Raw genomic sequence first — 24,103 nt, forward strand, 5'->3', positions numbered from 1 at the left:
TTAAAAAAGTTTTAATCTAATCGTTTTTGCAGAGCAGCAACTCCCGGCATTTCATCGCCACTTAACCAATCTAAAAATGCTCCTCCACCAGTGGAAACATATGTAAAATCCTTATCGGCAAGGCCTGCAGCGCTTATTGCAGATAGACTATCGCCTCCCCCTATTATGCTGGTTAACTTTCCTTTGTGCGTTAAGTCACTTACGATTTTCATTACCCCTATTGTACCGCTTGCAAAAGCTGAATGTTCAAAAACACCAATAGGTCCATTCCACAGCAGAGTCTTACTGCTTGCTATTATACTGCTTATTGTACTCAAAGTTTGTGGTCCGATATCCAAAATTATATCACCGTCCAAAATGGACTCAGTTCTTCTTGAAATACTAGTGCTGTAATCAGAGTTTACTGCAACCAGAACGTCTTCTGGCACAACTATTTTGCAATTGTTTTTATTTGCTGTTTCAAGAATATTATGCAGAAGGTCGTCAACACCATTTTGAAAGAAAGATTTCCCTATATTTACTTTGCTAAATGACAAAAAATTATTGGCTATTGCACCACCTAGAACTAGGTAATTAACCTTTTCTGTTAGCTTCATAAGCACTTTTATTTTAGTTGATATTTTAGCTCCCCCAACTATCGCAGTAATAGGTTTAGCTTTAAACGATACAGCTTTTTCAAGATACTTTAGCTCATCTTGCAAGCAAAACCCTGCATAAGAGGGTAAAAATTCTGTAATGCGTGAAATAGAAGCGTGAGCTCTGTGAGAGCAAGAAAATGCATCATTTACATATATATCCGCTAGAGATGCTAGTTGTTTGGCAAAATTTGAGTCACTTTGCTCTTCCTCTTTATAAAATCTTAGATTCTCTAGTAATATTATATCTCCTGCATCCATAACACTTACTGCTCTTTGTACTTTTTCACCAAAGCAATCGTCAATGAATTTCACTTTTTTATTTAGTAACTGCGATAAAGTGTCAATTACATTTTTTAGCGACAGATTATTGTCTCTGGCCTTTGGGCGTCCAAAATGTGATATAATAATAATCTTTGCACTCGCATTCACTAAATACTGAATAGTAGGCAATGCTCTCAAAATACGAGTGACGTCACGAATTTCTCCATCTTTTATAGGAACATTGAAGTCAACTCTGAGTAAGACGGTTTTATTGTGAAGATCACAATTTTCTATACTAGGTATATTCATTACAAAATTGAAGCTATAAAGTCACTATACAGCAGTTTGATCTAAAGTAAAGTTTTAAGCTTACGAACGTTTAAGGAAATTTGCATGCCAAACGCTTGACACTGGAACCTTATCGTCATGCCATCACGAACCGTCATACCGCCGGGTATCTCTTAGCCGCTAACACGTAGCGGGATACTTGACCTTTACAGGGATGACGATTGTCGTTTAGCCATAAATATTTAAGAAATTTACTAAACAGAAAAAAAGGCAAAAGAAGCCCCGTGGTTGGCTAATTACTTACATTATACTTTCAAGTATGGCGTTTTTTTATTCTAAACGCTTAATAACCGCGATTTAGCTGCTTTTTAATGCAACTAACCTTTAGTCATAAATATTTAAGAAATTTACTAAACAGAAAAAAAGGCAAAAGAAACCCTAGGGTAGCTAATTATTCACTATCCATTTTTTAAGTTGGCGTTTTTTGATGTTTTAAATGCTTTATAAGCGTATTTCAGCTTGTATAGGTAAAAACCTAGAAATTTGATAAAGACATAGAGTGCACATAGTGCAAAAAATTAAACATGAGACGCCAGATACGTTGAGTTTTTTTGTCATTTAATCTGTACAGAGAAGATAAATAAATAGCTTCAGTTTCATGATAAGGAGGCTGGCGGAGTTTGTCAAGTAAGTTTTTCGTTTAATCCGTTTCTTGATTTAGGTGCCCTTGACTTCCGGCTGGGTCGAATTTGTATAGCTACATTGTCGGTAAATCTAAATTGCTTTAATGATTTTGATTGAAAAATAGTTTTTCTATTATATAAATGCTACTTTAGGGTAATCAAAATGGAAGACGATAAATATAGCCTAGGTTTAAGAGTTATCCATTGGTTGATGGCTGTTTTTATTATCGGTATGCTTTGTTCTGGACTTTATATGAAAAGCCTGCCACTTAGCAATGAAATTAAGTTCAACATATACGCTATTCATAAGGCTTGCGGTATCACTATTCTTGGATTAATCATAGTACGCATATTTTTTCGCGTCTTTACTTATGTTCCACCACTTCCAGCAAATTTTTCTCGGTTTGTAATCAATATAAGTAAAGCAGTACACTTTGGTTTATATTCTTTGATGGTGCTAATGCCACTATCTGGCTATGTCATGTCTTCTGCTTCTGGCAAACAGATCAAATATTTTTTTCATATCCCTTTGTTGATTAATCAAAACAAAGACCTAGCTAACACGGCTAACGAGCTACATTCGATGCTTGCATATTTTATGGTACTCTTTATAATCTTACATATACTTGGCGCCTTAAAACACACATTTATAGATAAACAAAACATTTTTAAACGTATGATATAGGTTATATGTTAAGTAGCCTCTGGAAAAAAGGAACAGATTTTCTTGGCAGTGAGTTTGCTATAATGGGTGGTGCTATGAGCTGGGTTTCAGAGAGAAACTTGGTCTCAGCAATCTCAAACGCTGGTGGTTTTGGTGTGATTGCATGTGGTGCAATGTTTCCAGACTTGCTAAAAAAAGAAATCATAGAGACGCAGCAATTAACTAACAAGCCATTTGGTGTAAATCTAATTACTATGCACCCAAAGTTGAGTGAGTTGATAGATGTGTGTATTGAAACGAAAGTGAGCCATATAGTGCTTGCCGGTGGACTGCCAACAAAGCCTAATATAGAAAAAATCAAGGGTGCAGGCATTAAAGTTATGTGCTTTGCACCAGCATTAAGCCTTGCGAAAAGGTTAGTAAAAATGGGAGTAGATGCATTAATAATAGAAGGAATGGAAGCAGGTGGGCATATAGGTCCAGTTAGCACTTCTGTTCTTGCACAAGAGATATTGCCTCATTTTAAAAATGAACAAATACCAGTGTTTGTTGCAGGTGGAATAGGAAGAGGTGAAATGATAGTTAATTACCTGGAAATGGGAGCAAGTGGCTGTCAAATAGGTACATTATTTGTCTGCACTAATGAGTCAATTGCCCACAAAAATTTCAAGGAAGTGTTTATTAAATCGGCCGCACGTAATGCAATACCTTCTGTACAGATAAGTGCTGATTTTCCTGTAATTCCTGTAAGAGCTATAGCCAACAAAGCAAGCGATGACTTCATGAAGCGTCAAAAAGAAGTTATTGATGAATACCAAAAGGGACAGATCTCAAAAGAAGATGGGCAGCTTGAAATAGAAAAGTTCTGGGCTGGAGCTTTAAGAAGGGCAGTGATTGAAGGAGATGTTGAAACAGGATCTTTAATGGCTGGCCAAAGTGTTGGCATGGTTGATAGGGAAAAGCCTGTAAAAGAAGTAGTGAATATGTTAGTTCAACAGGCAAACAATTATATTGAGAGCAAATCTGTAGAAGTAGAAAGCCCAGAAAGCAAATAGTTAAGCGACCTCACAATAAGCAAATTATCCATATATGGCATAATTGCCCAGTTTTAATGTAAAATTAACGCTAAAAAGGTATCTATACATTTTATTATGTATGGAGGAATGTTATGCTAAGTCCTTTAAAAAAATCTCAGAATAATACAGGAGATATTAACCAACAATTGCACAACACTATATACAAAAAGGTAACAAAAAAAACACATAATCATAAAAGCCCAAAAAAAAATGGAGATGGAACTATCAAAAAATGCATAGAGTTGTTCAAGCAAGGGGCTGATCCTAAGGTATTAATTCGATTAGAAAAATCACTGAAAGAGCAAGAAGAATCTTATAATTATTACACCAAAAAATTTCTTCCAGTGTTGGAAACAGAAGTAATGAAATTAGAGGTCGAGCTTTCAGTATCTAACAATGAAAGAGAACAATTACAAAGATCACCAACAAGAAGAGGGAAAATATTAGAAATAATTTCAGGGATTATTAAAAGGAGCAGCAATAAAGATTCAAAAATAGAAGAACAACCTATTAATTCCATAAAAAAAGAGATCCCAGTGTCAAGCACTGGGATGACAGAAAATAATGTAGAAAGTCCAACTAAAGAAGAAGTATGTGCTAGTAGCTCAGATAGTGGAGTAAGTTCACGCAAACCGAGTGAAGAAAGTTTAGAATCACCAATAAGTAGTAGAAGGAGCAGTATGAGCTCAATATTAAGCTCTGCTGGAGAAAATAACGATCCACAAAAAGAAGATACTGGGAATCAAATGCAACCAGAGCAGACTGCAGAAGAAGAGCCACAGGTGTCATCCCAGTGCGTGACACTGGGATCCAGAGAAAAAGAAAGTATGGATCCAAATAGTCAAACTACTCAGATGACAGGCAGCCAGGCAAAAGATTCAATGCAACCCGAAGAAAAAAGGGACAGAAAAAACGCCATTACAATCGTGCAGAAATTTCCTTTGAATAAGAAAAAGGGTGAAGATACTCCACTTGAAAAACAACCCAATAACAGAAATCTTCACGTTGCACTTGTAGCAGGTTGTGCTCTCTCCACAATAGGGTGCATTGTTGCAGGAGCAATGACATCAGGATTGATAGGAGCAGGACTACTTGCTATGGTTGCAGTGCTTGCTATAGCAGCAGTAGCTGAATTGCATTCAAACTTCCTATCAAGTAAATTAACATCCATTAATGTGAGTCCTCTTGTTGATGATAAGAGCTTACAGCATGTTCGCAGCGGTAAAAATTAAATATGTGTTACTTGTAGTGGATAAGTGAATTCAGTTCTTGCCTATTGATATAAAAGTTGTTATATTTGAGGAATGTTTAAAAGGTGTTTAGTTGATGCGCATTCAATTGAATAAAGTTTTGGTTTTTATAGCCTTATTAAGTTTCATTTTTGCATCATATTCTAGCGAAGCAAGTTCGGCGAGTGATGAATTAAAGGGTATACAAGAAACGGTAAAAAATTTTATTTCTTCATTTTCAGTTAAAGATACTGTAGAAAATATGAGTCCTTCAACAATCATAGGGTTGTGTATAGCTGCAGTGATACTTGCAGTAGTGTTCAGAGGTCTAATCTTTTTTATGATAATGTTTGGTGTACTGGTCCTGATGTTCGGTAGTACAGAAAAGGCAACAGACTACTTAAAAGAAAAATTTAACTTTGCAAAAGATATAAAATTACAATCCGATAGCGAAAAAAAAGATAAAAATTAAGATAGTATTTTTATCTTTTTTAATTATCTTTATTGAATACGCATATGCAGTTAAAAGTACCAACAGTTAACTCTAAGCTTAAAAAAAAGAACAACTTAGCATTACTAGAAAGCATTGATTTAGATTTTGTTCCTTATGCTTGTCATTACGATGAAGAAACCATACTAACAAAACAGGGAGAATTGTTAAAAATAATCAAGTTAGAAGATTATTCTTCTGTTGATAACTACAGCGACCTCAGAACTGAAATTAGAAAAAGCATATCAAAAAATATTAATAGCCTGTGTTTTACCGTTTGGATTCATACCGTTAGAAAGCGCAATAAACTGAGCTTGAAATGGAATAAAACTGAAGACTTCTCTGACAACCTACATTCAACGTGGTTTAATAAACTAACTGATAGTAAATTACAGTATATAAATGAACTATACATTGTAATATTGTTTAGCGATTTTGGCAAGCATACTAATAATTCGTTTTTTTTCAATAGAATAAAGAATAAGCATAAGTTGTCTTTACAAGAAAGCCATCAGGAGTTGCAAAAGATAACTGACGTAATTCAAAATGATTTAGGACCTTTTGGAGCTAAAAAACTGAGTCTAAGGTTTAGTGAAGGTAAAATATATTCTGAAATGATAGAATTTCTCCACTATATTGTTACATTAACGCACAAAGATTATCCAATACATGAAAGGGACCTGTCGCAATATATTAGAAATTTTAAAATAGCTTTTGGTTTCAATACGTTTCAAACAATATTTGAAAATCAACAGAAATTTGGCTCTATTTTCAGCATAAAAGAATACCGGGAAATCTCTTTAGGTAATATAGATAGATGCTTGCAGCTTGAATCTGAATTTATCATTACAGAAATAATGATATTTACTAGTAATAACAAAGCAATAAAAGAATTTAAAAAACAAATCAACATGCTGCAAATTAGTGAGGATAATACCTTACTTAAAAGCTCAGGAATTGAAGAAATAATAGAGCTTGAAAAGACCTCTAGTATAGACTTCTGCCAACAGAAAATTATTTTTACAATATTTGCAGATGATAGGAATAAGTTAGCTGAAAGTATTAGTGATTTATCTTCTATAATGTCATTAGTTGGCTTCATGATGTTTAGAACTGATTTACATATGGAAAGTCATTTTTGGGCACAACTTCCAGGCAATTTTGCTTTTATTACGCAACCGAAAAATATCTTAACAAAATACGCTTGCAGCTTTGCTATGCTGCACGATTTTACGTCAGGTACATTAAAAGGAAGAAGGTGGAAAGAAGCGGTAATGATTTTTTTCTCAAAAAAAGGAAATCCTTACTTCTTTAATTTTCATGGAAAAAGAAATAATGGCCATACTACGATACTCGGAGCTCCAAATTCAGGCAGAACTTCACTCATTAATTTTCTATTATCAGAATCAAGAAAGTTTAACCCAAGAATTGTCATATTGGATAACACTGGAAAATCAATAATTTTTACTAAAGCAGTGAGTGGTAAATATTACATAATCGATCCAAAATATAAGGACAAAAGCCTAAAATTTAATCCACTAAACATTGAAGATAGTGCTTCCAATCGCAATATGTTGGTTGAACTGATCAGAAGAATGGTAGCCGATACGAGCTTGGTGGACGTAGAAGAAAAGATAAGAAAAATTGTGGATTCTATATTTGCTATACCCAAGGAATCACGTTCTATTTCACAAATTTCTGAGGTGCTCTTGCTTCTTGGGGGTAAGATAAGTAGATGGTGTGACGATGGTGACTTTGCTTACTTATTTCAAGATGGTAATGAATCAGATATTGACTGGGAAACAAAAATTATATCTCTCAACACCGCAAACCTTACAAAACAAAAGGAATGTATGTCCGTGATACTTTACTATTTTTTATATTCTTTTGAGGCAAAATGTGATGGCTCGCCTGCAATACTTGTTTTGGATGAAGCATGGGAGATAAGTAATATTTTTCCTACAGAGAAAGAGTTTGATAACTGGATGCAAAGAATGACGGAACTAAATGTTGTAGTAATCCTAAGTACTGAGAATTTAAATCTCGCATTTGCTAGCAAATTTACTCAATATTTAGATAAACATGTTGATACAAGAATCTTGATGCCGAACGTCAATGCAAATAGATTATACATGAAGGCATTTTCTCTATCGAAAGAGGAGCTGAATATAATTCTGCAGACGCCAACACAGGAAGGTTTATTTTTGATAAAACAGTACAAAGGATTAGTAACCTTAAATCTGGATTTGAAGGATATGCAAGAAATACATGTACTTTCAGCTAACAAAGAGACTATAAAGTATATGTATGAGGCAATAAAAGAAAAAGGAGAAGAAGTTAATGAGTGGTTACCGGTATTTTATGAGAAGTGTAAGGCTTAATTTCTTATTGATATTTTTTTTGATACTTGGTCTTTCGTATCAAGGATATGCTGATTGTCCAACATTTGTAGAAAGTAATACTTGGTGGGAAGCAATAGTTGGTGGAGATTGGGTAAAGGAAATTAAGGTGCAAGCAATAAAAGATCAAGGAGTTGATGGTTACTTTAATCCCAAAATTAGAGTATGTGCTTATGATGGACAAAGTTATTGTTATGACTTACAAAGTGGGGAATCCTGCCGCCAGATATATGGAACGCAAGGTACAGGAGCTGGAGTTTCTGCTGCAGCTTTTATCGACTGGGAAGGAGATAAAACAAAAGCTGGAGGAGAAATTGCTCGGGGTCTTAAATGGGAATGGGCAGACGGTGTTACTGATGAGGAAAAAAGAAGATTCGCTAACTCTCCTAAAATATGTGCTTGCAGTCAAAAAGGGGCTTGTATGTCAGGAATTTCTTCATGGGGTTCTAGAGTATTTTCGGGTGAGAATATTTTCCGTCCTGGGGAGATGGAAAAAGTCTGTGATACCTGCTACCAAACGGCAGTAAAATGTGCTCCTGTTCCACTTGCACCTGGCCCCCCTCCATTTTGTGAACAACTTGCAATGTCGCTTCCACAAGTTAGAATTGTTCCTATAACAGATAAAGACAATGATTACTTTAATCCTAAGGTTAAGGTAATCATTGGTGATCTGAAAGGAAGAGACGGAGAGATTGGAGAAAAATTAGATTTCCCTAAAGGGTATGGAGAAAATAAAGCTGAGTGGCGCTCTATTTTAGACAAAGATGGCATCACGTACTACTTCAAAACTTATAGAGAAAAAGATAAGCTCTGCGCTGAATACCTTGGAACTCAAAGTATAGATGAAAACAATCCACAGTTCATCCGCTGTTTTCCTGCACCACCTGCTCCAGAACCTGAGATAGTGGAGATAGTAAATGCAAATACATTGAAAGTAGAAATGAAGATGAGTGAGAGCACTTGTGCTAAAGCACATGGAACCTATAGTAATGGTTCCTGTACTTTTAATGTTAATACTGACCTCAACCATCCTATAAACATTGGCCCCCTATCTTTAAAAGTAGTAAAACCAGCAATAGTAGCAAAAACAACTGATAGTAATATTGATAATATTATAGAAGGTATATTAGAAAGTAATCCGCAACAATTTAAAGTTCTGAAAGAATATGGCTATGTTCCTGATGTGCAAATTAAATGTTCTAAAGGCGGAAGTTTTTATAGTTTTAATGATTTTGAGAAAAAGTTAAAAGACAAATCTATTCAATGTGAATTTAATAACTCTGGGCAGCCGGAAATAGAAGTAAAGTATAAAGGAAATTCTAACAGTAAAATGCTTTGTCTTTCTGGATGGCAGCCAGAACCAGAGGAGTTTGTTCTTAAAAGAGAAAATAAAATAATACCACTAAAATTAATGGGAACAAGATATACTAAATACAATGCTGTTTACTCCAAGGAATCAAATCAGTTCTATTATCTTCCAAGCAAGGAAATAGTTTACCCTTTGAAAGAAACTCAAGAGAGGTTGGATAAAATAATATTTAATAAGCAAGAGTATGTTTTCTTCCCTGATGAAAATGAGCAGAAGAAGGAAGAATGCAGTTATTGTGTGAAGAAAGATAGCAAAATAGACGAAAAATTAAAATCTGGTGAAGGACTGAAAGTAGTATACAAATTGACGGATGTAGAGCATAAAGAAGGATGTGAGCAAGGTGATGATGGTTGCATCTGCTTTGATGGAAAGTGTAGCCGTTCAAAACAATATTTGAATAAAAATGAAGATGATAAGCCATTCTACTTAAGGTATGAGGAAGTGGATTGTAAAGATAAGGATGGTAAAGTATTAAGAGATGAAAAAAATGAAGTACGAAAGTGTACACAATTAAAAGATCAACTGATTAAAGCAAACAGAACAGAGGTTTTTTACGCTGATAAATTGTGTAGGTTCGATTTAGAAGGTCTCAAAAAGAAATTAAAAGAAAAATTAAAAGAGATAATCAAGGAACATCTGAAAAATAAGAAACCAGATCTTGAAAAAAATAATGAAAAATCCTATGATCATAAAAATAAAGATGTTTATACAGATGACTTATCAATAAAATTTGATCGTATTAAAATAGAAGCGTGGGGAAGTGGTGAAGCAGGTCATATACAAGGTAGTGGCTGTAACAATCAAAAATGCCATTCTACTGAAAGCAGAGTAGGGATGCCAGGAGATTATATTAAAGCTAAACTGAAAATCGATCCTAATTATCCTATAATTAAGGTGCAAGTCACAGAGGGAGGGGGTAACCAGGAAAGTAACTTCTCAGATAAGGACGGGGGACCTGTTTTCATAGAAATGTGCAATTCGCAGAAGCAACATTGCCAGCAACTGATTACTGTTGCAGGTGGAGGTGAGTATAGAACATACGGTGGTAAGGGTTATGAGGAAACAGTAATTCATAAGCAAGATTTAAAGCTAGAGGAGAAAATTGTAAAGGCAGATAAACTGAAGTCTACACAAGACAATCAAATAGCATATATAGAAAATGGTGAAATCAAGTATGAAACAGTAGAGTGTGGAAGTGGTTTGAGAAGCAGTAGATCTGGTGCAGGTGGCTGCATTAATAAAAGCAAAGGAATTTATGGTAAAGGCTCTCCAGGGTATGTGAAGATTAGACCTATTATAAAGGAATTTGACGAAGAAGAAATAAATGCTGCTATTAAAAAAGTAATAGAGGATCTATACGATCTTGAAACTATGACTGATTTTTGGGTAGGGGATCTTAACGTGAATATAAGTGGGATAATTAAAGAGGAAGTCAAAAAAGAATTATCAAGGTAAAAAGATATAGCTCTGGAAATGATGCTCTTGTTTTAATAATTAATTAAAGTAAAGCATGTAGTAAATGGTGTAATTGCTGTATCTTAACAAAAAGGTATAACGAATGTAGGAGGGTGCTTTATGTGTGCGCCAAGAAGTGCGTAAGGAACAGTTGGTGAAAATCCAACACGGGTAAAGCTTAGCCGGCAACCTGGAACAAACCATTATGCTGCGTAAGGTAACGAGCGTAGTAAAGCTAATGGAATGGACAACATAGGGTGCAACGAAAGTGAAGGTATTGAGTCCCGTAATTCACGCGTCATGGGGGCTGACACTTTACATTTGGTGGAAGGCAACATGGGTAATAACGCTAAGGCAAGATATTACTCACCTCATCGGGATCGAAGGCCGCGTCATGTGTTGAGATGGACCTTACGTGAACTTGGGAGATCCTTTGTATTCCTGTAAGGGTACTCTGGAACAAGTCAATAAAGGCGAGGACTGGAGGAAGATGCAAAGGAAGTCGGACTAACTGATAGTACTCGGAGTGTGGGAAAGCCACATACAAGGGGAAGCGGTTAGCAATATAGTGACTGGTATAGGGATTGCTATACCAATACAACAGAGATTGGAGGAGTATGCAAGGAAAACTAAACCAGATAGCAGTAAGGGCTAAGCAAGATAAGCGAGTAAAATTTACATCATTAGTTCATTTGATTAATGAAGAGAATCTTGCAGAGTGTTATAAGGAACTAAAACGCAACAAGGCTTGTGGTATAGATCGTGTGACAGTGGAAGCTTATGGAGAAAATCTAGAAGAGAAACTTAAAACACTAGTGGATAGTATGAAGAGAAAACAATATCAACCGCTACCAGTGAAAAGGGTATACATACCCAAAGCCGGGAGCAAAGAGAAGCGCGGTCTCGGAATACCATCAACGGAAGATAAGTTGGTACAGGTAATGCTAAAGAAGATATTAGAAAATATTTATGAAGCAAACTTTATGGACAGCTCGTATGGATTTCGACCAGGAAGAAATTGTCATCAGGCGATAAACGCTCTAGATAAAGCAGTTATGCACAAACCAATTAACTATATTGTAGAAGTGGATATCAAGAAGTTCTTTGATAATGTTCAACATAAATGGCTAATGAATTGTCTAAGGGAACGAATAGCTGACCCAAATTTATTGTGGTTAATAAAACGATTTCTAAAGGCAGGAATAGTCGAAGTTGGATGTTATAAAGCAACCGATCAAGGCACACCACAAGGTGGTATAGTAAGCCCTGTATTAGCTAATATATACTTACACTATGTGCTGGACTTATGGTTTGAAAAGAAATTTAAGCCAAAAGCCAGAGGATATTTACAGCTAATAAGGTTTTGCGACGATTTTGTAGTTGGCTGCGAGAGGGAAGAAGACGCAAAAGAATTTCTAGAATTACTGAAACAAAGACTAAGTAAATTTGGGTTGGAAATAGCTGAAAATAAAACAAAAATAGTAAAGTTTGGTAAGAAAGAATGGTATCAAGCAGAAAGAGAGAAACGTAGGACGGCTAGCTTCAACTTTCTAGGATTTACACATTATTGTGGAAAAAGTCGTAATGGTAAACTTATGATGAAGCAGAAAACTTCAAAAATAAGCCTAGCCAGAAAGATTAAAGAAATCAAAGAATGGTTGAAGATGGTACGAAGTCGTATCTGTCTCAAAGATTGGTGGCAGAAACTTAAAGCCAAACTAACAGGACACTATAGCTACTTCGGAGTTAGCGGAAATTATCGGTGTTTGATTCAATTCTATCGACCGGTAACAAAGTTAGCATTTAAGTGGATAAACCGACGTAGTCAAAAGAAAAGTATGGATTGGGAACAATTTATACACTATTTAAAAGTAAATCCATTACCAAAACCAAAGGTATATGTTTCTTTATACACAGGAGCACTAGTGTGAACGCTGTATTGTGGAGCCGTGTGCGGGAAATCCGCAAGCACGGTTCTTTTGGGGAGACTATGGTTATGAGACCAAATCGCTGGTTTCAAGGTCATGAGTCTCTACCAGACTGTAAAGCTTTTACCTTACCCCATCTTCCTTTTTGGACAGCCTTAACAATACGTCTTTGTAGCCTCACAATAACTTTCTGGCATTTCTTCCATGGCAACTGCTTCCATGCTTCAAAGCTTTCGGTAGATGCACTTACAGGTTTACTTGTAATCATCTGCTTTCCTACCTTAAGTGGTTAACAAAGTTTCTTGTCACGAGGGACCAAACGGAAGTCTGCTCGTTTTCACGCGAATTAATGTTACAAATTCTATCCATTTCGTTACAAAATGGCATTCGCTTTCTCCATTCTCCTTTACCTGCACTTCCATCAGCATTCCTTGCGGTTTGCTTGCCATGTAGGCGAAAATACAGGCTTACCCTGTTCCTTCTGTCATACAACAGTGGGTTAGGTGACTTCTCTATACCGGTGGAGTTATTATTTGCGTACATCTAGAAATGAGAAATGTAACTTATCCACATTACCTTTTTGGTTAGAGCTTATCAGCATCTTTAGCTCCTTCATAATTACGATACTTTGAAGTTTCACTTACGTTCACCATACCACTAGCCTAGCTCTCCAACCACATGATGCTTGTAGTTTATGCTCCTCTCACGATTGAGCATCTTCTTTTTCAAGAGGAGGTTCATTGTCCGCATCGCTTGGCACCAACCGGTTGCCCGATTCGCACTGATGCGTAGACTCAGATGGCAAAACATCTGGTTTAATAAGTTTTAGAATCCTTTCAGTTTCTTTCTGGAGGAATTCCTCTCCTTTTAAACAATATGACCGAAGACTTTCAGGTCGCACCATTTCGCAAATGTATTGAGCACCTGTAGAATCTCTACAGAGAACATCAACAATACTTTGCTTTTTAGCGGCGATATCGGGGTCTTGAATAGTACTTAAAAACTCTATATCCTTTATTTCATTTTTACCAGTAAAGCCAAGAATATCATTGAGGAAGTGAATAAGGATATCTCTATTTTTTTCAGTACCGAAGATACGCTTAAACGATACATCATTTTTGGGATCAAGAAACTTAGAAAAAGTCATAAGAAAGAACCTTAAAAAGCATTAATAATTATACATAATTCTGAAGAAATGTTCAAGTTTTTTATTTTTTTAAGTTTTGAATGCGTTGATGAAAAAAATGTCTCCCATAGATGGCTTTAGAATGCTACTACGCACCTTAGACGTCCTTTTGTACATCTTTTATTAACCCTTCTATAAAGCGCCTTAAAAGGCCGGCAAATGGATGCTATGAGTTTGGAGCTGTAGGAGACATCAAAGATACCCTTTTTGGTGTATAAAAATACGAATCTACGACAACATCGTTTAAAGAAATTAGCAGCTATTAATATCTTCTACCTTTTCATAAAAAAATAAACAAAAAAAAATTGAAAATTTGATTTGACTTCACCCAAAAGCTATGGCTTTATGCCAATACTGCTAAGAAAATAACAGTAAACATTTAAAAATAATTTATTATTAGTGAAGGGTATATTATATGAACAATAAGAATAAAAGTAAAGATCGTAAAAAAGAAATAGAGTTCCGAATTGACCTTACCCAGAAAAAGTGGAGAGAAAGAAAGGAGTTTTTTCGGGTAAAATAAAATTTTGGAGGATTAGAAATGGCAAGAGAATATACAGCAGAATTCAAATTGGAAGCTGTTAAGCTGGCAAATGAACAAAGAAAGGTAGGTCAACCAGTTGCAAAAGTAGCAAGAGATCTAGGAATAAGGGATAGTGTATTAGGAAAATGGATGAAGAAATATAACGAAAAAAAGTCAGCGGCAAATGCATTTCCAGATGTAGCACCTTATGACAAAGAGAGATTTGATTTACAGAAAGAGTTAGCAAAAGTAACAAGAGAAAGAGACATTTTAAAAAAAGCCCTGGCCAGTCAAAAAGAGTAAAATATTTTTTTATATAGTAACTGCTATAAAGTACAGGAATTATGTAGGATTTTCTGCTAGTGGCTACTATAAGTGGACCACAAGAAAAATAAGCAGTAGAGAATCAGCAAATAAAGAGTTATTAGCAGATATTCAAAAAATATATCAAGCTTCTAAATGTAGATATGGAGCTCCTAAAATTCATGCTGAATTGAAGGCTTTGGGTAAAAGTTGCAATTTGAAAACGGTGCAAAGTATTATGCAGAAAAATGACATCAGGGCTATACTGAAAAGAAAGTTTAAAATTAAAAAACAACAAACAGATAATAGAGCTGTAGCTCCCAATATACTAGATCAAAACTTTATTGTTGATCAACCAAATAAAGTATGGGATTACTTATATAAAAACCAAAGAAGGATGGCTATATTTGGCAACAATAATCGATCTATATTCACGCATGGTAGTTAATGAGCAGTTCAATAAATAAACAATTGGTTATGGACTCTTTATTAATGGCCGTTAACAAGCGTAAACCTGCCAAAAATCTACTATTACATAGTGATCAAGGTTCACAATATACTTTGCAAGGTTATCAATATCTCTTATCCATAAAAAACATAGATGAGTCATAAAGGTTGTTGTTACGACAATTCTGTTGTGGAAAGCTTCTTTAGCTCATTGAAAAGAGAAATACTTATTGATACTTCACAACACTCTGCTCAACAAACTAGAACTGCAATATTTGAATACATAGAAATTTTTTATAACAAACAACGTCACTATTAACTATTGCATTCCTGAGCATTTTGATTCATCATTCTCTTTGTGAAAAACATTCCAAACTTTCTCTCCACTTTTTCTGGGTAAGGTCATCATAGCATTAGTTAGATGCATTAGAATTGATCATGATGATGTACATATAATGTTTAGGTTTCAAGAACTTGCTCTGGAAATGCAAAAAAAAATGTTCAACATTATGTCGCGAGTCAAACTTAGGGTATTTGGCGTCTCATGTTTAATTTTTCGCACTACGTGCATCGCATGTCTTTAAAAATTTCTGGGTTTTTACCTATATAAGCCGAAACGCGCTTATAAAGCGTTACAAGACATCAAAAAATGCCAATACTCGACAGAGATAGTAAAAGACTAGCTAACTCGGGGATTCTTTGTCTTTTTTTCTGCTTAGTAAATTTCTTAAACATTTGCAGCGTAGGTTAGTTGCAATTAAAAGCAGCTGAATTTCGCTTGTCAAGCGTTTAAAACATAAAAAACGCCAATATTTTAAAGCGGATAATAACCCCAGGGCTTCTTTTGCCTTTTTTTTTATTTGGTAAATTTCTTAATGTTTATGGCTAAACGACAATCGTCATCCCGCTACTTGTTAGCGAGATCTAGAGATACCGCGAATGAATCGCGGTATGACGGTTTGTGGCGGCATGACGATAAGGTTTATACCTTGTCATCCCAGTGCTTGACACTGGGATCCAGTTTTCCATATAATCTCATCGAAAATGTTGTAACCACTTTCTGTGCTAGTTTGCTTGCTTACAAGCAAACTTTCCTGGATTCCAGTGTCAAGCACTGGAATGACACCATAGGGGCACTGCCATCATAAAGGAACCAGTGTCAGCTACTTGAATGACATCATAGGGACACTGCCCTGACAACCGTCATCCCGCTACTTGTTAGCGGGATCTATGCTTTGAGATACTGCGAATGAATCGCGGTATGACGGTTAAGTAAGGGATCTATGCTAAGAGATGCCAAAGACCTTCATGAAACTTTGCCCATTTGGCTTCTCTAAAGATTTCGTTTACAGAATCTAGTAACTCAGCTATGCAGAATGAAAAAAGTTTGTATGGTATATAAATAGTGTGTTTTTTTTGTAATTATTTTCTATAATACGCAAACCTTTGGTTCAGTAAATGCTACCATAGGCATTAAAAGTTAATTAACAAACTGCAATGTATAATGAAATAAAGACACTTGCAAGATTTTGATCTTGCAAATCATAAACTTATCATAAAGTTTAATAGTGTCTGTTACTGCTTTTAGGTGTGAGGCTAGAGGGTTATTAGCAGTAACAGACACTATTAAACTTATTATAGAATTTACTTAAAGTAAATACTTAATTTAAAATATTATAATATTTTTACTTACAATAGATTTATGTAAATGCTTTTTTCCTCAATTAGTATTGTACTATTATACTTGTTGAATGCTAAAAAATTATTAACCATCACTAATCTCTATTTGCATAGTAAGTTTATATATACTATTATACAGTATATCACTTAGTTTTATAGCAAACAAACAAAAGATATGGTGAAGTTATTTGCACTATTGATAATATTTTACTCAAATATATCTGTTGCCTCTGCTCCTACTTCCTGGCAATTTGGATTTCCTGCTCCTGCAACTGAAGTAATGGAGGCTGTAGTTAGGTCACATTCGTTTGTGATGCTTGTGATGGTTACAATAATGCTTTTTGTGTGGGCGCTGCTTGCTTATATAGCGTTTCGCTTTCGTAAAAGCAAAGTAACAAACATAAGTAAAACTACCCATAGTGTTCCTTTAGAAATTATTTGGTTTGTTATACCAACTATCATTGTTGGAATATTAGCCTTTGAAAACGCTAAATTACTGAAGCTACAGGAAGAAATACCGAAAGCTGATATAACACTGAAAGTTATTGGCCATCAATGGTATTGGAGTTACCAATATCCAGAATATCAAGGTGTGTCATTTGATAGTTATATTAAGGGAAAAGAAGACTTTATCGAAGGAGATTTAAAGCTATTCTCTGTTGATAACAACATCATTTTACCCGTTAATACTAACGTTCGTTTACAAGTTACAGCAGGAGATGTGATACACAGTTGGGGAGTACCGGCTTTTGGTGTAAAAATTGATGCGATACCAGGTAGGCTGAATGAGGCGTGGTTTAATATCAAAAAGCCTGGTGTTTATTATGGGCAGTGCTACGAATTGTGTGGTCAAGGCCATGGATTTATGCCAATTGTTGTTGAAGCAGTAAGCAAAGAAGATTTTAATAAGTGGATTGAAAATAGAAAATTAGTGAGTTAAATTTGGAGTATAGATATGAGTGACGTACCAAAGGGCATAAAGCGTTGGTTGTTTTCCACCAATCATAAAGATATAGGGACACTGTACATTATTTTTTCCATATTAGCTGGAATTATTGGTGGATTATTATCGGTGATTATTCGCACTCAGCTAATGCACATTAATATACTTAACAATAACTATCAATTATATAACGTAATGGTTACAGGGCATGCGTTGATAATGGTGTTTTTTATGATAATGCCAGCCCTCATGGGAGGATTTGGTAACTGGTTTGTACCTCCCATGATTGGCGCACCAGATATGGCATTTCCTCGTATGAATAATTTAAGTTTTTGGTTATTAGTGTCATCTTTTATTTTGCTCATTCTCTCAGTGTTTATTGGTGAAGGTCCAGGTACAGGTTGGACTTTATATCCACCTCTATCACAGGTAATGTCCCATCCAAGTGCAGGAGTTGACATTGCTATACTTGCACTTCATGTTGCTGGTATGTCGTCAATTGTTGGGGCGATCAACTTTATAGTTACTATATTTAACATGCGCACAAAAGGAATGTCATTAACTAAGATGCCACTGTTTGTTTGGTCTGTCTTGCTAACAGCATTTATGTTGATTGTTGCCTTACCAGTGCTTGCCGGTGCTATAACTATGCTTCTTACTGATCGCAATGTTGGTACTTCCTTTTTTGATCCTGCAGGTGGTGGTGACCCTGTGTTATTTCAACATTTATTTTGGTTTTTTGGTCATCCAGAAGTTTACGTAATTATTTTTCCTGCATTTGGCATCATAAGTCAGGTTGTATCAACTTTTTCTCACAGACCTGTATTTGGTTACATAGGGATGGTTTATGCAATGATAGGTATAGCAGTATTTGGCTTTATGGTTTGGGCTCACCATATGTTCACTGTTGGGCTTAGTGCTGACGCTGCTGCATTTTTTAGCACCACCACAATTTTTATCGGTGTTATAACTGGTGTAAAAGTCTTTAGTTGGATTGCAACTATGTGGGGCGGAGCAATTGAGTTTAAGACCCCTATGCTATTTGCACTAGGTTTTATTTTTATGTTTGTTGGCGGTGGCATAACGGGAATAATTCTTTCTCATGGTGGAATAGATAAGCTCCTGCACGACACCTATTATGTTGTTGCTCACTTCCATTATGTCATGTCACTTGCTGCATTATTTGGAGCTTTTGCTGGCTTTTATTATTGGATTGGTAAAATGTCGGGTAAACAATATAATGAGCGCTTAGGTCAAATCCACTTTTGGCTTACTTTTATTAGCACCAATATCACTTTTTTACCTCAACATTTCTTAGGATTAGCTGGTATGCCAAGGCGTATACCTGATTATCCTGATGCGTTTATCCCTTGGAATTATATATCCTCAATTGGTTCGTATATGTCCTTTGTTTCAGTTATGTTTTTTGTGTTTATAGTTATACATCTTTTTAAATGGGGCAAGAAAGCTGGAGATAATCCTTGGGAAGGTGACACCTTGGAATGGACGGTATCTTCACCACCGCCTTTTCATACTTTCGAAAAGCCACCAGTGGTAAAATAGAATGTACACAAGTGTTTTGCTAAATGTTGAATCAACAATACTGGATTTTTGGCGTTTGCTGAAGCCAAGGATAATGTATCTTGTGGTATTTACTGCAGTTGCTGGTATGGTTACTGCACCAGGTAGTATGCACCCTTTTCTAGCACTAATATCTCTTATATGTGTTGCTCTTGGCTCAGGATCTGCAGGTGCTATAAATATGTGGTATGACAGAGACATAGATCTGCTCATGGAAAGGACAAAAAACCGCCCTATACCCTCAGGTAGAGTTTCTGCAGAAAGTGCGCTTGAATTTGGTATAACTCTTGGAATATTGTCAGTATTTATCATGGCAATAGCAGTAAACTATATTTCTGCTGCTTTGCTTGCTGTTAGCATATTATTTTACGTTTTCATATATACAATTTGGCTAAAAAGGCGTACTCCGCAGAATATCGTTATCGGTGGTGCAGCAGGTGCTTTCCCTCCAATGATTGGCTGGGCAGCTGTGACTAATTCTGTAAGTTGGGAAAGTTTCATCTTATTTTTAGTAATTTTTATGTGGACTCCACCACACTTTTGGGCCCTATCTTTAAATAAGTCTGAAGACTATGCAAAGGCATCGATTCCAATGTTCAATATTGTTTATGGTCCGGAAAAAACAAGAAAATATATATTAATTTATAGTGTTTTGCTGGTGCTAACTAGCTTGCTTCCGGCTCTATTTTTGAAAAAGGCTTTACTTTATCTAAGCATGGCAACCTTTGAAGGTTGCGTTTTTATTTGGTACGCTGTATCTGTTATGAAGTTCAAGAATCACAGCTCACAGAAAAAAATGTTTTCTTATTCAATTTCTTATCTATTTTCCCTATTCGCCAGTATTATTTTTTGTTCTATTGATTTATTTTAGTTATGAAAGAACGGCAGAAGCATAAAAACTATTTTTTACTTTTCCTTTTGGTAATGCTCGTTGTCACACTTTTTTTTGTTTCTATAATAAAATTTAAAGGTGCAGCTTAAACTACCTTTAGAAATTGTGCTTTCATAAAAGCAACTATATACTTTGTTAACCGATATAAACAAAGATGAGTAAAAAAGAAGTGACAATATATACGGATGGGGCGTGTTCTGGTAATCCTGGAGCGGGAGGATGGGCAGCTATCATATTATTTCAAGATTACAGAAAAGACATTTATGGTAGAGAAGAAAATACCACAAACAATAAAATGGAGTTAACAGCGGTGATCAATGGGCTGAAAGTATTGAAATTTTCTTGTAATATTAATTTATATACGGATAGTCTTTATGTTAAGCATGGCATAACAGAATGGATAAATAAGTGGAAAATGAATGGCTGGAAAACAAGTAATAAAAAATCAGTAAAAAATATGGAATTGTGGAAAGAGCTAGACAACGTTGCTTCACAACACGAAATTGATTGGAAGTGGGTTAAAGCACACAGTGGCGATAAGTATAATGAGGAGGCTGATAGTTTAGCAAGAAAAGCAATAATCGATGCTTAAAAAAATTACTATATTATTTTCCGTAGCTTTATTATTCATATTGTGCTTCTTTATTTTTTTTAAGCCTTTAGAAATCAATATTAATTATATTGATTTTTATGTTAAACATAAAATATCAAAAATATTTGTTGGCTCAAGCGTTAATATGGAGAATACCTCAGTTGTTTGGCAGAAAGATGGCAAAGATCCGTATTTAGTCATTACGGATTTGGCAATAGCAAACCCTAATTTTACTATAAAAGTTCCTGAGCTTTTTGTACATTTTAAGTTAAGTTCCTTATTTAAAGCTAGCACAAATCTCTCTCAGGTTTCAGCTGATAATGTGCATGTATGTATCAAGAGAGAAGAAACTAATGTTAATCCGCAAAACTCATTAGACCTTTTGGATAATCATTATTTAAGTAGTAACCGCCTTCCTTCGGTGTCATTCCAGCGCGTGACGCTGGAATCTAGAAAAAAAGAAACAAGTAGTCAAGCTACTTGGATGACAAGGACGAGTGCTGGGATGACAGGAAAAAAAGATACTGGGATGACAGGGAAGAATTTCAAGATGACAGAAAGTAGTGCAAAAAATCTATTAAAAACAATAAGGGAATTTTTTTTTGACTTAAATGCGGATTCAAAAATTGAATTTACTAACATCGCTATTGATAAAAGCACAGAAGATGAATTTTTTATTGATAAATTATATATAGGGAAGGGGGAAGATTTTAATGTTTTAGATATTCATGTGAATACAAAAGATGGAAAGGGATTTTTGGATGATTTATCAATTACGATAAAAAATCGCAACAATTTGCTAAATGTGTACGGGACATTTTATGATCTAAAATTGGGACTATTGAGCAAGTTTTCTACATTAGTTAAAAGCTACAATTTGGACAAAAATATAGGATTCAAAGGAAGCTTCTCAGTGAAAATTAATAAAAAGGATGAAATTGTAGATGGAAATATATACGTATTAAATACAGAAAATTATTTGAACAAAAATTTGGCCTTAACTAATGTAAATATAAATTTAACATATAGTAATGGAATTATTAGTGTAAAAAACTTCCATTTTAAGTTAAATGACACGTATCTCTCTTTAATAGGCAAAATGAACTTTGGTACAAGTCATGCTTTGCTTAGAATTAATATTAGTAAGTTTGCTGCAAAGGATTTATGTACTTATATACCAGATAGTGTAGTAAATAGTAAATTTAAAAGCTGGTATTGTGATAATATTGATGGGGATGTTTTAAATACCATTGTAAGTTTCAATGGCAAAATTAACAATTTGGTTGATGACGATCTGTCAGACATTGTAATTGTTGCTGATATAGAAAACGGTAGCGTAAAATTTGATGAAGATTTTGAGCAAGTAAAGGAATTAAAGGGTGATTTGATCATCAAGAATAACGATCTTGAAATTACTGTAAATAGCGCTAAGTTTCAGAATTTCACTGTTAATGGTGGTGATATTGAAATGAAATCTCTAAATAAGGAAGATTCAGTTCTAACCATTAATGGCAAAGCTGTAAGTGATGCGTATGGTTTATATGAGCCTATAAGATTTAAGCTGGATGATGTGGTGAAGGTTGAAAGGGATAAAGTAAGTGGAATGGCAAAATCCGTATTTAATTTTCGCATTTTTAATCTAAATGCTGATGACAAAAAAGTAGACTTCTCAGCAAATTTTCATTCTGAAATTGACAATTTGGCCGTCTATAATGCAAGTCTTGGTAAATATGATATTAAGCTTAGTTTTGGCAGTGACTTTATAGATTTAAATGGTAGTGGTATGGTGAATAACACACAGCTATTATTTGACCTGAAAAGTAGCAATAGGAATGAAAGTTTCGCCTGGAATTTGACCGGAGATTTACCCGCTCAAATATTTAATTTTGATAGTGGCTATGTCAGTGCAAATTTAGAGTCAGTGATAAATCAAGATAAGACGGGGTATGTTAATGGTGATATAGATTTATCAGAATTTGAATCACATTCAAGCTACTTAGGGTGGAAAAATCGCTTTGAAGATCACAATAAAATTTTGTTTTCTACAAGGTTAAAAGGAGCAGGTGAATTGTTAGTAGATAAATTAGACATTGTAGGAAATGACCTAGATATAAAATTCAGCGGAAGAGTAGAAAATGGAAATTTATATTTAAATTCTAGTAGCTTTAAATTGCCTGATAATGATTTTAGTATAGAAATTGAATCAGGTAAGGAGAAAAATGCCATAACTATTTATGGTGAGGAAATTAACTTAAGTGATATTTTAGGCTTGCTTGGCAAAAACAGTAATGGATTAAATAAAGATATAGAGATTAGTATGAATGTTGACAATGTAATTATGAAAGAAGGCATCGTTATCAAAAATGCTAAGCTGAATGTAACCTGTACTAAAGGTAATTGCAATGGAAGTCAATTTACAGGGCAGTTTCTGGAAAATAGCAGCAACATACTAGCAGAATACAGTGGAATAGGGCTCGAAATATATGCGGATAATTCAGGTATGCTTTTGCGTTCCTTAGGCATTAGTAAATCAATTAAAAACGGCAAATTGTCTTTTTATCTCTCTCCTCAGAGAGAAAGTGGAGAACATTATGGTACGTTATCCATTAGCAATTTCTACATCAAAGATGCTCCACTACTTACTACTTTATTGTCGATGTCTTCATTGCCTGGCATTGTAAATGCCATAAAAAATGAAGGTGTATACTTTTACAAATGTAATGCACCTTTTTCATACAAAGATGGCACTATTGAAATTGAAGAATCTTGGCTTGAAGGGGCGGAGTTAGGTATTAGCACTGGTGGTAAGCTCGATATTAGAAATTATAAATTCCAGGTTGCAGGACAAGTAATACCAGCATATTCAATTAATAAATCTTTGTTAAAAATTCCTATAATTGGAAAACTTCTTACTGGTGGGAAAAGTAGGGGAATCGTTTCAATAGACTATAAAGCAAGTGGTGATGACAAAAACAATAACGTATCTGTTGATCTTATCTCTTCGCTAACTCCAAACCTATTAAAGAGGTTATTGGGAGTGTTTGATCGCATTATGACAAAAACTAACGAAAGTGGCTTAAAAGGTGGTGTGAAAAAGAAATTTGGTTCGATATGACCAAAAGGGAAGTTATTTAACAAAATTATGGACAAAAATGCAAGAATTTCAGAATGATCTACCTGGTTTTTTATTTAGTTGTTTAAGTAATACCACTCCCTTTAACCTCTCTATATTTGCTGAACAACTAAAAAGGGTAGGGGGGTGGTTGTAAATTGTATCTGTTCAGCAGAGTGGCAAAATAAGGTAGACGAGAAAAGACAACTATAGGAACAAATGGGTGTCATTCCAGTGTCAGCTACTTTCATGACATCGTTTACTATGTGCCATATTGTAATGTTCGTACAGTTGTGGAATGAATCGCGGTATGACGTGTTGCTTGGGTCAGCTATAGTATAAATATACTAGGGGTTATAGTTTT

The 24,103-nt window shown here is 34.9% G+C and carries 19 protein-coding genes and 1 pseudogene; 17 read left to right on the forward strand and 3 right to left on the reverse strand.

Going from position 1 to position 24,103, the window contains the following annotated elements; genetic code table 11:
• Positions 1-11: 11 nt before the first annotated feature.
• Positions 12-1,208 carry a phosphoglycerate kinase gene (locus ABWU55_RS00695; protein WP_010963073.1) on the reverse strand — a complete coding sequence of 399 codons (1,197 nt, stop codon included), beginning with the start codon at positions 1,206-1,208 and terminating at the stop codon, positions 12-14.
• An 825-nt stretch (positions 1,209-2,033) separates the two neighbouring features.
• On the opposite strand from ABWU55_RS00695, the gene ABWU55_RS00700 reads away from it, so the two are divergent.
• The 8 genes from ABWU55_RS00700 (at position 2,034) to ltrA (ending at position 12,483) form a co-directional block, all read left to right on the forward strand.
• Positions 2,034-2,555: a cytochrome b gene (locus tag ABWU55_RS00700; RefSeq protein WP_010082022.1), complete on the forward strand. Its 522-nt coding sequence runs from the start codon at positions 2,034-2,036 to the stop codon at positions 2,553-2,555.
• Between the two features lie 5 nt (positions 2,556-2,560).
• Positions 2,561-3,589, forward strand: coding sequence for an NAD(P)H-dependent flavin oxidoreductase (locus tag ABWU55_RS00705; RefSeq protein WP_209472394.1), 1,029 nt, complete (start codon positions 2,561-2,563; stop codon positions 3,587-3,589).
• 113 nt (positions 3,590-3,702) lie between these two features.
• Positions 3,703-4,842, forward strand: a complete 1,140-nt coding sequence (locus ABWU55_RS00710) for a hypothetical protein (RefSeq protein WP_353286353.1) — start codon at positions 3,703-3,705, stop codon at positions 4,840-4,842.
• 94 nt (positions 4,843-4,936) lie between these two features.
• Positions 4,937-5,311, forward strand: a complete 375-nt coding sequence (locus tag ABWU55_RS00715; RefSeq protein WP_022626145.1) for a hypothetical protein — start codon at positions 4,937-4,939, stop codon at positions 5,309-5,311.
• A 44-nt stretch (positions 5,312-5,355) separates the two neighbouring features.
• The gene (locus ABWU55_RS00720; protein ID WP_353286354.1) at positions 5,356-7,710 is read left to right on the forward strand and encodes a type VI secretion protein; all 2,355 of its coding nucleotides are present in this window, start codon (positions 5,356-5,358) and stop codon (positions 7,708-7,710) included.
• A complete protein-coding gene (locus tag ABWU55_RS00725) occupies positions 7,691-10,552 on the forward strand; it encodes a hypothetical protein (RefSeq protein WP_353286355.1) in 2,862 nt (953 codons plus the stop codon). Before ABWU55_RS00720 ends, ABWU55_RS00725 begins: the two co-directional genes overlap by 20 nt.
• Before the next feature lie 526 nt (positions 10,553-11,078).
• On the forward strand, positions 11,079-11,207 hold the full coding sequence (locus ABWU55_RS00730; RefSeq protein WP_255324786.1) for a hypothetical protein: 129 nt from the start codon (positions 11,079-11,081) through the stop codon (positions 11,205-11,207).
• Positions 11,170-12,483 (forward strand): group II intron reverse transcriptase/maturase, encoded by a 1,314-nt coding sequence (gene ltrA / locus ABWU55_RS00735; protein WP_006280268.1) that lies wholly within the window; start codon positions 11,170-11,172, stop codon positions 12,481-12,483. The genes ABWU55_RS00730 and ltrA overlap by 38 nt, the downstream gene beginning before the upstream one ends.
• A gap of 91 nt (positions 12,484-12,574) precedes the next feature.
• Here the strand turns inward: ltrA and ABWU55_RS00740 are convergent, their stop codons facing one another.
• Entirely contained in the window at positions 12,575-12,748 is a 174-nt protein-coding gene (locus ABWU55_RS00740; protein ID WP_353286356.1) for a reverse transcriptase N-terminal domain-containing protein, read from the reverse strand.
• Between the two features lie 633 nt (positions 12,749-13,381).
• A pseudogene (locus ABWU55_RS00745) lies at positions 13,382-13,627 on the reverse strand (PD-(D/E)XK nuclease family transposase); the annotation flags it as partial.
• Positions 13,628-14,207: 580 nt separating this feature from the next.
• Here ABWU55_RS00745 and ABWU55_RS00750 point away from each other — a divergent pair.
• The 9 genes from ABWU55_RS00750 (at position 14,208) to ABWU55_RS00790 (ending at position 23,742) form a co-directional block, all read left to right on the forward strand.
• Positions 14,208-14,492, forward strand: coding sequence for a transposase (locus ABWU55_RS00750; protein ID WP_038198869.1), 285 nt, complete (start codon positions 14,208-14,210; stop codon positions 14,490-14,492).
• An 88-nt stretch (positions 14,493-14,580) separates the two neighbouring features.
• The gene (locus ABWU55_RS00755; protein ID WP_081420805.1) at positions 14,581-14,940 is read left to right on the forward strand and encodes an IS3 family transposase; all 360 of its coding nucleotides are present in this window, start codon (positions 14,581-14,583) and stop codon (positions 14,938-14,940) included.
• Positions 14,940-15,104 carry a hypothetical protein gene (locus tag ABWU55_RS00760; protein WP_156768652.1) on the forward strand — a complete coding sequence of 55 codons (165 nt, stop codon included), beginning with the start codon at positions 14,940-14,942 and terminating at the stop codon, positions 15,102-15,104. The genes ABWU55_RS00755 and ABWU55_RS00760 overlap by 1 nt, the downstream gene beginning before the upstream one ends.
• The gene (locus tag ABWU55_RS00765) at positions 15,094-15,258 is read left to right on the forward strand and encodes an IS3 family transposase (protein ID WP_080717614.1); all 165 of its coding nucleotides are present in this window, start codon (positions 15,094-15,096) and stop codon (positions 15,256-15,258) included. Before ABWU55_RS00760 ends, ABWU55_RS00765 begins: the two co-directional genes overlap by 11 nt.
• Before the next feature lie 1,536 nt (positions 15,259-16,794).
• Positions 16,795-17,559, forward strand: coding sequence for a cytochrome c oxidase subunit II (gene coxB, locus ABWU55_RS00770; RefSeq protein WP_010962498.1), 765 nt, complete (start codon positions 16,795-16,797; stop codon positions 17,557-17,559).
• 15 nt (positions 17,560-17,574) lie between these two features.
• On the forward strand, positions 17,575-19,125 hold the full coding sequence (ctaD, locus tag ABWU55_RS00775) for a cytochrome c oxidase subunit I (RefSeq protein WP_353286357.1): 1,551 nt from the start codon (positions 17,575-17,577) through the stop codon (positions 19,123-19,125).
• Between the two features lies 1 nt (position 19,126).
• Positions 19,127-20,014 carry a heme o synthase gene (locus tag ABWU55_RS00780; protein ID WP_155968887.1) on the forward strand — a complete coding sequence of 296 codons (888 nt, stop codon included), beginning with the start codon at positions 19,127-19,129 and terminating at the stop codon, positions 20,012-20,014.
• A gap of 175 nt (positions 20,015-20,189) precedes the next feature.
• A complete protein-coding gene (gene rnhA, locus ABWU55_RS00785; protein WP_151807582.1) occupies positions 20,190-20,627 on the forward strand; it encodes a ribonuclease HI in 438 nt (145 codons plus the stop codon).
• On the forward strand, positions 20,620-23,742 hold the full coding sequence (locus ABWU55_RS00790) for an AsmA-like C-terminal domain-containing protein (RefSeq protein ID WP_353286358.1): 3,123 nt from the start codon (positions 20,620-20,622) through the stop codon (positions 23,740-23,742). Before rnhA ends, ABWU55_RS00790 begins: the two co-directional genes overlap by 8 nt.
• Positions 23,743-24,103: the final 361 nt, after the last annotated feature.

It is taken from the genome of Wolbachia endosymbiont (group A) of Crataerina pallida (genome assembly GCF_964028475.1).
GTDB classification, from domain to species: Bacteria; Pseudomonadota; Alphaproteobacteria; order Rickettsiales; family Anaplasmataceae; genus Wolbachia; species Wolbachia pipientis.